General features: G+C 59.8%; 22 protein-coding genes. All 22 read right to left on the reverse strand.

Going from position 1 to position 10,044, the window contains the following annotated elements:
* Positions 1-9: 9 nt before the first annotated feature.
* Positions 10-444: a 50S ribosomal protein L15 gene (gene rplO / locus ABIC50_RS31030; protein ID WP_006482880.1), complete on the reverse strand. Its 435-nt coding sequence runs from the start codon at positions 442-444 to the stop codon at positions 10-12.
* A gap of 26 nt (positions 445-470) precedes the next feature.
* Entirely contained in the window at positions 471-653 is a 183-nt protein-coding gene (gene rpmD / locus ABIC50_RS31035) for a 50S ribosomal protein L30 (RefSeq protein ID WP_006400644.1), read from the reverse strand.
* A gap of 15 nt (positions 654-668) precedes the next feature.
* Positions 669-1,187: a 30S ribosomal protein S5 gene (gene rpsE, locus ABIC50_RS31040; RefSeq protein WP_006752931.1), complete on the reverse strand. Its 519-nt coding sequence runs from the start codon at positions 1,185-1,187 to the stop codon at positions 669-671.
* Positions 1,188-1,201: 14 nt separating this feature from the next.
* Complete coding sequence (gene rplR / locus ABIC50_RS31045; RefSeq protein WP_006477183.1) at positions 1,202-1,567, reverse strand: 50S ribosomal protein L18; 366 nt, start codon at positions 1,565-1,567, stop codon at positions 1,202-1,204.
* Between the two features lie 12 nt (positions 1,568-1,579).
* Positions 1,580-2,110, reverse strand: a complete 531-nt coding sequence (gene rplF, locus ABIC50_RS31050) for a 50S ribosomal protein L6 (protein ID WP_006752930.1) — start codon at positions 2,108-2,110, stop codon at positions 1,580-1,582.
* 18 nt (positions 2,111-2,128) lie between these two features.
* The gene (gene rpsH / locus ABIC50_RS31055; protein WP_006477185.1) at positions 2,129-2,524 is read right to left on the reverse strand and encodes a 30S ribosomal protein S8; all 396 of its coding nucleotides are present in this window, start codon (positions 2,522-2,524) and stop codon (positions 2,129-2,131) included.
* A gap of 14 nt (positions 2,525-2,538) precedes the next feature.
* A complete protein-coding gene (rpsN, locus tag ABIC50_RS31060) occupies positions 2,539-2,844 on the reverse strand; it encodes a 30S ribosomal protein S14 (RefSeq protein WP_006482884.1) in 306 nt (101 codons plus the stop codon).
* Between the two features lie 7 nt (positions 2,845-2,851).
* Positions 2,852-3,391, reverse strand: a complete 540-nt coding sequence (gene rplE, locus ABIC50_RS31065) for a 50S ribosomal protein L5 (protein WP_006482882.1) — start codon at positions 3,389-3,391, stop codon at positions 2,852-2,854.
* Positions 3,392-3,407: 16 nt separating this feature from the next.
* The gene (rplX, locus tag ABIC50_RS31070) at positions 3,408-3,716 is read right to left on the reverse strand and encodes a 50S ribosomal protein L24 (protein ID WP_006477187.1); all 309 of its coding nucleotides are present in this window, start codon (positions 3,714-3,716) and stop codon (positions 3,408-3,410) included.
* 9 nt (positions 3,717-3,725) lie between these two features.
* The gene (rplN, locus tag ABIC50_RS31075) at positions 3,726-4,094 is read right to left on the reverse strand and encodes a 50S ribosomal protein L14 (protein ID WP_006752929.1); all 369 of its coding nucleotides are present in this window, start codon (positions 4,092-4,094) and stop codon (positions 3,726-3,728) included.
* 310 nt (positions 4,095-4,404) lie between these two features.
* Positions 4,405-4,677 (reverse strand): 30S ribosomal protein S17, encoded by a 273-nt coding sequence (gene rpsQ, locus ABIC50_RS31080; protein WP_006752928.1) that lies wholly within the window; start codon positions 4,675-4,677, stop codon positions 4,405-4,407.
* Positions 4,674-4,868: a 50S ribosomal protein L29 gene (gene rpmC / locus ABIC50_RS31085; protein WP_006400652.1), complete on the reverse strand. Its 195-nt coding sequence runs from the start codon at positions 4,866-4,868 to the stop codon at positions 4,674-4,676. The genes rpsQ and rpmC overlap by 4 nt, the downstream gene beginning before the upstream one ends.
* A 9-nt stretch (positions 4,869-4,877) precedes the next feature.
* Positions 4,878-5,294, reverse strand: a complete 417-nt coding sequence (rplP, locus tag ABIC50_RS31090; protein ID WP_006752927.1) for a 50S ribosomal protein L16 — start codon at positions 5,292-5,294, stop codon at positions 4,878-4,880.
* A gap of 2 nt (positions 5,295-5,296) precedes the next feature.
* Positions 5,297-6,097: a 30S ribosomal protein S3 gene (gene rpsC / locus ABIC50_RS31095; protein ID WP_006482899.1), complete on the reverse strand. Its 801-nt coding sequence runs from the start codon at positions 6,095-6,097 to the stop codon at positions 5,297-5,299.
* 11 nt (positions 6,098-6,108) lie between these two features.
* A complete protein-coding gene (rplV, locus tag ABIC50_RS31100; protein ID WP_004199272.1) occupies positions 6,109-6,438 on the reverse strand; it encodes a 50S ribosomal protein L22 in 330 nt (109 codons plus the stop codon).
* Between the two features lie 12 nt (positions 6,439-6,450).
* Positions 6,451-6,726, reverse strand: a complete 276-nt coding sequence (gene rpsS / locus ABIC50_RS31105) for a 30S ribosomal protein S19 (protein ID WP_004199273.1) — start codon at positions 6,724-6,726, stop codon at positions 6,451-6,453.
* A 10-nt stretch (positions 6,727-6,736) separates the two neighbouring features.
* Positions 6,737-7,564 carry a 50S ribosomal protein L2 gene (rplB, locus tag ABIC50_RS31110; RefSeq protein WP_006482900.1) on the reverse strand — a complete coding sequence of 276 codons (828 nt, stop codon included), beginning with the start codon at positions 7,562-7,564 and terminating at the stop codon, positions 6,737-6,739.
* 2 nt (positions 7,565-7,566) lie between these two features.
* Positions 7,567-7,881 (reverse strand): 50S ribosomal protein L23, encoded by a 315-nt coding sequence (gene rplW, locus ABIC50_RS31115; protein ID WP_004199275.1) that lies wholly within the window; start codon positions 7,879-7,881, stop codon positions 7,567-7,569.
* Positions 7,878-8,498, reverse strand: a complete 621-nt coding sequence (gene rplD / locus ABIC50_RS31120; protein WP_006477192.1) for a 50S ribosomal protein L4 — start codon at positions 8,496-8,498, stop codon at positions 7,878-7,880. Before rplD ends, rplW begins: the two co-directional genes overlap by 4 nt.
* The gene (rplC, locus tag ABIC50_RS31125; protein ID WP_006752926.1) at positions 8,498-9,148 is read right to left on the reverse strand and encodes a 50S ribosomal protein L3; all 651 of its coding nucleotides are present in this window, start codon (positions 9,146-9,148) and stop codon (positions 8,498-8,500) included. The genes rplD and rplC overlap by 1 nt, the downstream gene beginning before the upstream one ends.
* Positions 9,149-9,325: 177 nt before the next feature.
* Complete coding sequence (rpsJ, locus tag ABIC50_RS31130) at positions 9,326-9,637, reverse strand: 30S ribosomal protein S10 (protein ID WP_004199280.1); 312 nt, start codon at positions 9,635-9,637, stop codon at positions 9,326-9,328.
* Positions 9,638-9,921: 284 nt separating this feature from the next.
* Positions 9,922-10,044 (reverse strand): EF-Tu C-terminal domain-related protein (locus ABIC50_RS31135; protein WP_074987834.1); only part of this gene is annotated, 123 nt, incomplete at its 5' end.

Below are 10,044 nucleotides of genomic sequence, written 5' to 3' on the forward strand. Positions count from 1 at the left end.
CTACGCGTGTCACTCGGCGAACGAACCGCCAGCCGCTTCGATCGCAGCGCGCGCACCCTTGGTGGCACCGAGACCCTTCACGACGATCTTGCGCTTCAGTTCGCCCGTCGCGATGATCTTTGCGCTCTTCGTCAGCTCGCCGACCAGGCCGGCTTGCTTCAGTGCGAGCAGATCGATCTCATCGACCGGCAGCTTCTCGAGGTCGCCCAGGCGCACTTCACCGACGAATTCCTTCGTCAGCGACGTGAAGCCGCGCTTCGGCAGACGACGTTGCAGCGGCATCTGACCGCCTTCGAAACCGACTTTGTGGAAGCCGCCCGAACGCGATTTCTGACCCTTGTGACCACGGCCAGCCGTCTTGCCGAGGCCCGAACCGATGCCACGGCCGACGCGACGCTTGGCGTGCTTGGCGCCAGCGGCCGGCTTCAGGTTATTCAATTCCATATCAACTCCTTGATCCGTAGGGCCGCTTACGCGATGACCTTAACGAGGTACGAGACCTTGTTGATCATGCCGCGGACCGCCGGCGTGTCCTGCAGCTCGCTAACCGAGTTGAGTCGGCGCAGGCCCAGGCCACGCACGGTCGCGCGGTGCGATTCGCGGGTCCCGATCAGGCTCTTAACGAGCTGAACCTTGACAGTTTTTTCAGACATGGTGACCACCCGGGCTTAGCCCAAAATATCTTCGACGGACTTGCCGCGCTTCGCCGCGATGTCTGCCGGGGTCGACTGCTTGCGCAGACCGTCCAGCGTGGCGCGAACGAGGTTGTACGGGTTCGTCGAACCGTGGCTCTTCGCCACGACGTTCTGAACGCCCATCACGTCGAACACTGCGCGCATCGGGCCGCCGGCGATCACGCCCGTACCTGCCTTCGCCGGAGCGAGGAGGACAGCGGATGCGCCATGCTTGCCGTGCACTTCGTGCTGCAGCGTGCCGTTCTTGAGGGGCACCTTGAACATGTTGCGGCGAGCTTGTTCCATTGCCTTCTGGACAGCGACCGGCACTTCCTTCGCCTTGCCCTTGCCCATACCGATGCGGCCATCGCCGTCGCCAACCACGGTCAGTGCGGCGAAGCCGAGAATACGGCCACCCTTCACGACCTTGGTCACGCGGTTGACCGAAATCATCTTTTCGCGAAGGCCGTCGTCGCGCTCGTCAGCCTGAACTTTCGCTTGCATCTTTGCCATGACGAATTCCTTCCTTAGAACTTGAGCCCAGCTTCGCGAGCTGCCTCAGCCAGCGCCTTGACGCGGCCATGGTAGCGGAAGCCCGAGCGGTCGAAGGCGACGGATTCGATGCCGGCGGCCTTTGCCTTCTCGGCAATACGCTTGCCGATCAGCGTCGCAGCATTAACGTTGCCACCCTTGCCCGACTTGTCGGCCAGTTCGGCGCGCACTTCTGCTTCGAGCGTCGACGCGCTGGCGAGCACCTTGGTGCCGCACGGCGAGAACACTTGAGCGTAGATGTGCGTGTTCGTGCGATGCACGGCGAGACGCGCGACCTGCAGCTCAGCGATCTTGATACGCGTCTGGCGAGCGCGGCGCAGGCGAGATTGAGTCTTATCCATGATTGCGCACCCTTACTTCTTCTTCGTTTCTTTGAGGATCACAACCTCGTCGGAATAGCGCACGCCCTTGCCCTTGTAGGGCTCCGGCGGACGGTAACCGCGAACTTCCGCAGCTACTTGACCGACTTGTTGCTTGTTGATCCCCTTGATCACGATTTCGGTTTGCGTCGGGGTTTCAGCCTTGACGCCTTCCGGCATCTGGTGCACCACCGGGTGCGAGAAACCCAGCGACAGGTTCAGCTTGTCGCCTTGCGCCTGCGCACGATAACCGACGCCAACCAGCGTCAGCTTGCGCTCGAAACCCTTGGTCACGCCTTGCACGGCATTCGCGATGATCGCGCGCATCGTGCCCGACAGTGCATTTGCTTCGCGGCTTTCGTCGACCGGCGACAGATTCAGCGTGCCGTCGTTGTTCGCCACGTTCACGAGCGGATTGATCGCTTGCGTGATGGTGCCCAGCGGGCCCTTGACGGTGATTGCACCGTCGGCCAGCTTGACTTCCGCGCCTTGCAGCGCGATCGGGCTTTTACCTACTCGAGACATGTTTCTCTCTCCTCGGCTTTAAGCGACGTAGCAGATGACTTCGCCGCCGACGCCGGTAGCGCGCGCCTTGCGATCAGTCATCACGCCCTTCGGCGTCGACACGATTGCCACGCCCAGGCCGTTCATGACCTGGGGAATGTCGTTGCGGCCGCGGTACACGCGCAGACCAGGCTTCGACACGCGCTCGAGGCGTTCGATGACCGGGCGACCTGCGTAGTACTTCAGCGCGATATTCAGTTCGGACTTCGCACCTTCCGCCTTGACGGCGAAATCGTCGATATAACCTTCGTCCTTCAGGACTTGCGCGATTGCAACCTTGACCTTCGACGAGGGCATCGCGACCGATACCTTCTCGACCATCTGCGCGTTGCGGATGCGAGTCAGCATATCGGCGATAGGATCACTCATGCTCATTTACGTTTCTCCTATTACCAGCTCGCCTTGGTCAGGCCAGGAATCTCGCCACGGAATGCGATTTCACGAATCTTGTTACGCGCGAGGCCGAATTTACGGAACGTGCCACGCGGACGGCCCGTGATCGCGCAGCGGTTACGCTGGCGAGTCGGGTTTGCGTTGCGGGGCAGTTGCTGCAGCTCCAGGCGTGCTTCGTAGCGCTCTTCTTCCGACTTGCTTTGGTCTTCGACGATCGCCTTCAGCGCTTCGCGCTTTGCTGCGAACTTCGCGACCAGGCGGGCGCGCTTCTTTTCACGTTCGATCAGTGCCAGTTTAGCCACGGTAACCTCAGTTTCTGAACGGGAACTTGAAGCTGGCGAGCAGTGCCTTTGCTTCGTCGTCGGTCTTCGCAGTGGTCGTGATGCTGATGTTCAGCCCACGCAGTGCGTCGATCTTGTCGTAGTCGATTTCGGGGAAAATGATCTGCTCTTTCACACCGATGTTGTAGTTGCCACGGCCATCGAAAGCACGACCCGACACGCCGCGGAAGTCACGCACGCGGGGCAGGGCGACGGTCACGAAACGGTCGAGGAATTCGTACATCGCACGGCCGCGCAGCGTCACCATCGCGCCAATCGGATAACCTTGGCGGATCTTGAAGCCTGCGATTGCCTTGCGTGCCTTCGTGACGACCGGCTTCTGGCCGGCGATCTTCGTGAGGTCGCCAACGGCGTTCTCGATGATCTTCTTGTCAGCGATCGCTTCGCCAAGACCCATGTTCAGCGTGATCTTGGTGATGCGCGGCACTTCCATGACCGACTTGTAACCGAACTTCTCGATCAGGCCGGGCACAACCTTTTCTTTGTAAAACTCTTGAAAACGAGCCATTTTTTACTCCGCTGCGTCAGGCGCTCAGTACGGCACCGGTCGTCTTCAGGAAGCGAACTTTCTTGCCTTCCTCGACCTTGATGCCAACACGCGACGCCTTGCCATTCGCGTCGACCAGTGCGACGTTCGAAATATGCAGGGGCATCGTCTTCGCTTCCACGCCGCCCGTCGTACCCTTCATCGGGTTCGGCTTCACATGCTTCTTGACGAGGTTGATACCTTCAACCGTCACATGTTCAGCACCGACAGCCAGCACGACGCCGCGCTTGCCCTTGTCCTTACCAGTGACGACGATAACTTCGTCACCTTTGCGAATCTTGTTCATCGCGACTCCTTACAGCACTTCCGGCGCCAGCGAAACGATCTTCATGAATCGTTCGCTACGCAGCTCACGCGTCACCGGCCCGAAAATGCGGGTGCCGATCGGCTCAAGCTTGTTATTCAAAAGCACAGCGGCGTTGCCGTCGAACTTGATCAGCGAGCCGTCTTGACGGCGAACACCCTTGGCGGTGCGGACCACCACGGCGTTGTAGATTTCGCCTTTCTTCACGCGCCCGCGCGGCGTTGCTTCTTTGACGGTCACCTTGATGATGTCGCCAATGCCGGCATAACGACGCTTCGAGCCGCCGAGCACCTTGATGCACATGACTTCACGCGCACCCGTGTTGTCGGCTACTTCGAGCCGAGATTCGGTCTGGATCATGGTTTGTCTTTCCCAACTTAATCCGGATGCACCACCATGATGCATTCGGTCAGTCTTGGTCCCGTCAGCCAATCGGCTGCTTGGGTTGGAACAGCAGCGACGGCAAACGAAACCCGCCATCGCAATTCGGTGAATCTTTCGGACAGGCTGGCGCCAGTCCGCTTCCCCCACCAACTTCGCCCGCGACGGGGCTCCCATAAAGAGGGAAGACCAGGATTATAACAAATAATCCTGGTCACGCAAGCAAAAACTTTGCGATTTCAAGCACTTCGTGGAGAAGTGCCTGTTACTGCCTACTGCACGGACCCGCTTAGATCACGCGAGCCGCTTCGACGAGGCGCGACACCGTCCAGGCCTTCGTCTTCGAAACAGGACGGGTTTCCTGGATTTCGACGAGATCGCCTTCGTTGCAGGTGTTCGCTTCATCATGCGCGTGGTACTTCTTCGAGCGCACGACATACTTGCCGTAGATCGGGTGCTTGACGCGGTGCTCGATCAGCACGGTGACGGTCTTGTCCATCTTGTTGCTGACGACCCGACCGACCAGCGTCCGCTTCAGCGAGGTTTTCACGCTATCGTTCATTTCTGGTTCGCCTTCTGAGTCATGACGGTCCGCACACGTGCGATGTCGCGACGAACCTTCTTCAGCTGGCTCGTGTTCGTGAGCTGCTGGGTCGCGAGTTGCATGCGCAGGCCGAATTGCGCCTTCAGCAGGTCCGCCAGCTCCTTGTTGAGCGCGGCCTGGTCTTTCTGGAGAAGTTCGGAAGCCTTCATGTTTTCTCCTTAGGCGCCGAGCTGGCGCACGATGAATGCCGTCTTCAGCGGCAGCTTGGCTGCAGCCAGACGGAACGCTTCGCGTGCCAGTTCTTCGGTTACGCCGTCCATTTCATAGAGCATCTTGCCCGGCTGGATCTCTGCGACGTAGTACTCCGGGTTACCCTTACCGTTACCCATACGCACTTCGGCCGGCTTCTGCGAAATCGGCTTGTCCGGGAAGATCCGGATCCAGATACGACCGCCACGCTTGATGTGACGCGTCATTGCACGACGCGCCGCTTCAATTTGACGTGCGGTCAAACGACCGCGACCGATCGCCTTCAGGCCGAAATCACCGAACGACACTGCGTTGCCGCGCGTCGCCTTGCCGGTGTTACGACCCTTCTGCTCTTTACGATACTTTCTGCGTTTCGGTTGCAGCATCGTTATTCTCCAGTCTTGCCGTCTTCGGGCTTGCCGGCGCCACGGCGCGGTGCGCCACGGCGAGCACCCGGAGCGCCGCCTTCGCCGTCACGGCGCGGACGACGGTCGCCCGGACGCGCATTGCGACGCGGACGCTTGTCTTCGGCTACTTCTTCGACCACCGGCGCATCGTTGCGGCCGAGCGTGTCGCCCTTGTATACCCAAACCTTGACACCGATGATGCCGTAGGTCGTCTTCGCTTCCGAAGTCGCGTAGTCGATATCGGCACGCAGCGTGTGAAGCGGCACGCGACCTTCGCGATACCACTCCGTACGAGCGATTTCGATACCGTTCAGACGGCCTGCGCTCATGATCTTGATGCCTTGGGCACCCAGACGCATCGCGTTCTGCATCGCACGCTTCATCGCGCGACGGAACATGATCCGGCGCTCGAGCTGTTGCGTGATCGAGTCAGCGATCAGTTGCGCATCGGTTTCCGGCTTGCGGATCTCTTCGATGTTGACGTGAACCGGCACGCCCATGCGGCGTTGCAGTTCCGTCTTCAGCTGTTCGATATCCTCGCCCTTCTTGCCGATGACGACGCCCGGACGCGAGCTGTAAATCGTGATGCGCGCGTTCTTTGCCGGACGCTCGATGACGACCCGACCGACCGAAGCGTTCTTCAGCTTCTTCTTCAGGTACTCACGAACACCGATGTCTTCCTGCAGCATCGCCGCGAAATTGTTGTTGTTCGCGTACCAACGCGAAGCCCAATTGCGGCTGACAGCCAGGCGGAAGCCAGTCGGATGAATTTTCTGTCCCATCGTATGGCTCCTTAATTCCCGACCGTCACAGTGATGTGACAGGATTGCTTCTCGATGCGGTTACCGCGGCCCTTGGCGCGCGCGGTGAAACGCTTGAGCGATGCAGCCTTGTCGACGTAGATGCTCTTGATCTTGAGCTCGTCGATATCAGCGCCTTCGTTGTGCTCCGCATTCGCGATTGCCGACAGCACAACCTTCTTCACGATGCCAGCCGCCTTCTTCGGCGAGAACGTCAGGACGTTCAGCGCCTTGTCGACCGGCAAACCGCGGATCTGGTCAGCCACAAGGCGCGTTTTTTGCGCCGAGATGCGGGCACCGCGATGAATTGCTTTCACTTCCATCTTGATTGCCCCTTATTTCTTGGCCTTCTTGTCGGCCGCGTGACCCTTGAACGTACGGGTCAGTGCGAACTCGCCAAGCTTGTGGCCGACCATGTTTTCCGAGATGTACACCGGAACGTGTTGACGGCCGTTGTGAACAGCGATCGTCAGGCCGATGAAATCCGGCAGAATCGTCGAGCGACGCGACCAGGTCTTGATCGGCTTTTTGTCGCGCGAAGCTGCAGCCGCCTCAACTTTCTTCAGCAAATGGGCGTCGCAGAACGGACCTTTTTTTACAGAACGTGCCATTGCCTACTCCTTAACGCTTGTGACGGCGCTGAACGATCATCGTCGTCGTGCGCTTGTTGCTGCGGGTGCGATAACCCTTAGCCGGCGTACCCCACGGGCTCACCGGGTCGCGACCTGCAGCCGTCTTGCCCTCACCACCACCGTGCGGGTGATCAACCGGGTTCATCGCAACGCCGCGCACCGTCGGGCGGATACCGCGCCAGCGGTTCGCGCCAGCCTTGCCGATCTGGCGCAGGCTATGCTCTTCGTTGCCGACTTCACCGATCGTTGCACGGCACTCGATGTGCACGCGGCGGATTTCGCCCGAACGCAGACGAACCTGCGCGTAGACGCCTTCGCGTGCCAGCAGCATGGCCGACGTGCCAGCCGAACGCGCCATTTGCGCGCCCTTGCCCGGCAGCATCTCGATGCAGTGGATCGTCGTACCGACCGGAATGTTGCGGATCGGCAGCGTGTTGCCTGCACGGATCGGCGCTTCCGAACCCGACATCAGCTGTTGGCCGACGGTCAGGCCCTTCGGGGCGATGATGTAGCGACGCTCGCCGTCTGCGTAGAGCACCAGCGCGATGTTCGCGCTACGGTTCGGGTCGTACTCGAGACGCTCGACCTTTGCCGGGATGCCATCCTTCGTGCGACGGAAATCGACGATACGATAGTGCTGCTTGTGACCACCACCCTTGTGACGCGTGGTGATACGGCCGTTGTTGTTACGGCCGGCGGTCGAGCTCTGCGAGTCGAGCAGTGCCGCGAACGGCTTGCCCTGGTGCAGATTCTTGTTGACCACCTTGACCATCGCGCGGCGACCCGGCGAAGTCGGTTTAACTTTCACGATTGCCATGATTACTTGGCCTCCGCTTCAAAGTTGATTTCCTGGCCGGGCTTCAGGCAAACGTACGCCTTCTTCACGTCCTTGCGGCGACCCATCGAACGGCCGAAACGCTTTTGCTTGCCCTTCTGGACCAGCACGTTGACCGAATCAACTTCAACCTTGAACAGCAGCTCGACAGCCGCCTTCACTTCCTGCTTCGTGGCATCCGGTGCGACTTCGAACACGACTTGCTCGTTCTTGTCGGCAACCAGCGTCGCCTTTTCCGAGATCACCGGTGCGAGCAGGACCTGCATCAAACGATGATCGTTTTTGCGAATCTCGCTCATGACAGCAACTCCTCGATCTGGGCGACCGCAGCCTTCGTGACCAGCACTTTCTTGAAGTAGATCAGCGACAGCGGGTCAGCGTAGCGCGGCTCGACAATCGCCACGTGCGGCAGGTTGCGCGAAGCCAGGTACAGGTTCTCGTCGACCGTATCCGTAATGATCAGCACGGAGTCGAGACCCATGGTCTTGAATTTGTCAGCCAGCAGCTTGGTCTTCGGCGCTTCGAGGATGATGTCCTCGACGACCGACAGACGGCCTTCACGGGCCAGCTGCGAGAAGATCGAGCAGAGACCTGCGCGATGCATCTTCTTGTTGACCTTGTGCGAGAAGTTTTCTTCCGGCGAGTTCGGGAAGATGCGACCACCGCCACGCCACAGCGGGCTCGACGACATACCGGCACGAGCGCGACCCGTACCCTTCTGACGCCACGGCTTCTTGGTGGTGTGCTTGACTTGCTCACGGTCCTTCTGTGCGCGGTTACCCTGGCGAGCATTCGCCTGGTACGCGACGACGACCTGGTGGATCAGCGCTTCGTTGTAGTCACGACCGAACACGACGTCCGACGCGTTGACCACTGCACCTTCCTGACCATTTTCGTTCAGGAGCTTGAGTTCCATTATTTCGCCCCCTTGGTCTTGACGGCCGGCGTCACGAAAACCTTGCCGCCCTTCGCGCCCGGAATCGCGCCCTTGACGAGCAGCAGCTTGCGCTCTGCGTCGATACGAGCGATTTCGAGGTTCTGCACCGTCACCGTAACGTCACCGAGGTGACCCGTCATGCGCTTACCCGGGAAAACACGACCCGGATCCTGCGCCATACCGATCGAGCCCGGCACGTTGTGCGAGCGCGAGTTACCGTGCGTGGCACGGCCGGAGGAGAAGTTGTAACGCTTGATCGTACCGGCGTAGCCCTTACCGATCGACACGCCTTGCACGTCGACCTTCTGGCCTACTTCGAAAAGATCGGCACCGACAACGGCGCCATTCGACAGCTCGGCTGCCTTGGCCGCGTCAATGCGGAATTCCTTGAGGATTTCACCGGCTTCGACACCGGCTTTGGCGAGATGACCTGCCAGCGGCTTCGTCACGCGCGATGCGCGGCGGGAGCCGAATGCAACCTGCACGGCCGTGTAGCCGTCGGTTTCAACAGTCTTGATCTGCGTCACGCGGTTGTCCGACACGTCCAGCACGGTGACGGGAATCGAATCCCCTTCAGCCGTGAAGATACGGGTCATGCCAACCTTGCGACCTACGAGTCCAAGGCTCATCATTTTCTCCATTCCCGACTGCGATTGGTCGGGGCTGATTTACAAAATGCCGGGCACGCAAGGCCCAACTTTTTTATGCGAATACGCGAAAAGCCAAGCATTATAGCCCGACTTCACGATTTCCGCAAGCAATCAAAGACTTAGCGCCACCCGACAAGCCGGTTGGCGCTGAAAGCCTTACTGCAGCTTGATTTCCACGTCGACGCCAGCCGGCAGATCGAGCTTCATCAGCGCGTCAACCGTCTTGTCGGTCGGATCGACGATGTCCATCAGGCGCTGGTGGGTACGGATTTCGAGCTGATCGCGCGACGTCTTGTTGACGTGCGGCGAACGCAGGATGTCAAAACGCTGGATGCGCGTCGGCAGCGGCACCGGGCCACGGACGATTGCACCAGTCCGCTTCGCGGTATCGACGATCTCGGCAGCCGATTGATCGATCAAACGGTAGTCGAAAGCCTTCAGGCGAATGCGGATTTTCTGTTGCTGCATGACGATTCCTTGAAAAGAGCGAGGCGATGTTGCATCGCCGGACACTAAAAGAACGCGAAACCTGTTGCCTGCGGGGAGCGAGGCGACACGTCCCGAACGGTACTTCCACTGCTAAGCCCGCGATTCTACACGAAAATTCGCAGCGGTGGTGGGCGTTTGTCAATACCGCGACGCGCGCCACAAAGACAAAACCGGGTGCCAGATCAGACTGGACACCCGGTTTCGACGGTACAACTGCGTACCGTGGAATCGCGGACCCCGGAGGGATCCGCGGATCGTCGATCTTACTCGATGATCTTGGCGACGACGCCGGCGCCGACGGTACGGCCACCTTCGCGGATTGCGAAGCGCAGACCTTCTTCCATCGCGATCGGAGCGATCAGCTTCACCGTGATCGACACGTTGTC

This window comes from Burkholderia sp. 567 (assembly GCF_040545115.1).
Classification (GTDB): Bacteria; Pseudomonadota; Gammaproteobacteria; order Burkholderiales; family Burkholderiaceae; genus Burkholderia; species Burkholderia ambifaria.

What these genes read in the sequence shown, in the direction of transcription:
- rplO (WP_006482880.1), bottom strand. Translation starts at nt 444, where the DNA reads ATGGAATTGAATAACCTGAAGCCGGCCGCTGGCGCCAAGCACGCCAAG.
- rpmD (WP_006400644.1), bottom strand. Translation starts at nt 653, where the DNA reads ATGTCTGAAAAAACTGTCAAGGTTCAGCTCGTTAAGAGCCTGATCGGG.
- rpsE (WP_006752931.1), bottom strand. Translation starts at nt 1,187, where the DNA reads ATGGCAAAGATGCAAGCGAAAGTTCAGGCTGACGAGCGCGACGACGGC.
- rplR (WP_006477183.1), bottom strand. Translation starts at nt 1,567, where the DNA reads ATGGATAAGACTCAATCTCGCCTGCGCCGCGCTCGCCAGACGCGTATC.
- rplF (WP_006752930.1), bottom strand. Translation starts at nt 2,110, where the DNA reads ATGTCTCGAGTAGGTAAAAGCCCGATCGCGCTGCAAGGCGCGGAAGTC.
- rpsH (WP_006477185.1), bottom strand. Translation starts at nt 2,524, where the DNA reads ATGAGCATGAGTGATCCTATCGCCGATATGCTGACTCGCATCCGCAAC.
- rplE (WP_006482882.1), bottom strand. Translation starts at nt 3,391, where the DNA reads ATGGCTCGTTTTCAAGAGTTTTACAAAGAAAAGGTTGTGCCCGGCCTG.
- rplX (WP_006477187.1), bottom strand. Translation starts at nt 3,716, where the DNA reads ATGAACAAGATTCGCAAAGGTGACGAAGTTATCGTCGTCACTGGTAAG.
- rplN (WP_006752929.1), bottom strand. Translation starts at nt 4,094, where the DNA reads ATGATCCAGACCGAATCTCGGCTCGAAGTAGCCGACAACACGGGTGCG.
- rpsQ (WP_006752928.1), bottom strand. Translation starts at nt 4,677, where the DNA reads ATGAACGATAGCGTGAAAACCTCGCTGAAGCGGACGCTGGTCGGTCGG.
- rpmC (WP_006400652.1), bottom strand. Translation starts at nt 4,868, where the DNA reads ATGAAGGCTTCCGAACTTCTCCAGAAAGACCAGGCCGCGCTCAACAAG.
- rplP (WP_006752927.1), bottom strand. Translation starts at nt 5,294, where the DNA reads ATGCTGCAACCGAAACGCAGAAAGTATCGTAAAGAGCAGAAGGGTCGT.
- rpsC (WP_006482899.1), bottom strand. Translation starts at nt 6,097, where the DNA reads ATGGGACAGAAAATTCATCCGACTGGCTTCCGCCTGGCTGTCAGCCGC.
- rplV (WP_004199272.1), bottom strand. Translation starts at nt 6,438, where the DNA reads ATGGAAGTGAAAGCAATTCATCGCGGTGCCCGCATCTCGGCGCAAAAA.
- rpsS (WP_004199273.1), bottom strand. Translation starts at nt 6,726, where the DNA reads ATGGCACGTTCTGTAAAAAAAGGTCCGTTCTGCGACGCCCATTTGCTG.
- rplB (WP_006482900.1), bottom strand. Translation starts at nt 7,564, where the DNA reads ATGGCAATCGTGAAAGTTAAACCGACTTCGCCGGGTCGCCGCGCGATG.
- rplW (WP_004199275.1), bottom strand. Translation starts at nt 7,881, where the DNA reads ATGAGCGAGATTCGCAAAAACGATCATCGTTTGATGCAGGTCCTGCTC.
- rplD (WP_006477192.1), bottom strand. Translation starts at nt 8,498, where the DNA reads ATGGAACTCAAGCTCCTGAACGAAAATGGTCAGGAAGGTGCAGTGGTC.
- rplC (WP_006752926.1), bottom strand. Translation starts at nt 9,148, where the DNA reads ATGAGCCTTGGACTCGTAGGTCGCAAGGTTGGCATGACCCGTATCTTC.
- rpsJ (WP_004199280.1), bottom strand. Translation starts at nt 9,637, where the DNA reads ATGCAGCAACAGAAAATCCGCATTCGCCTGAAGGCTTTCGACTACCGT.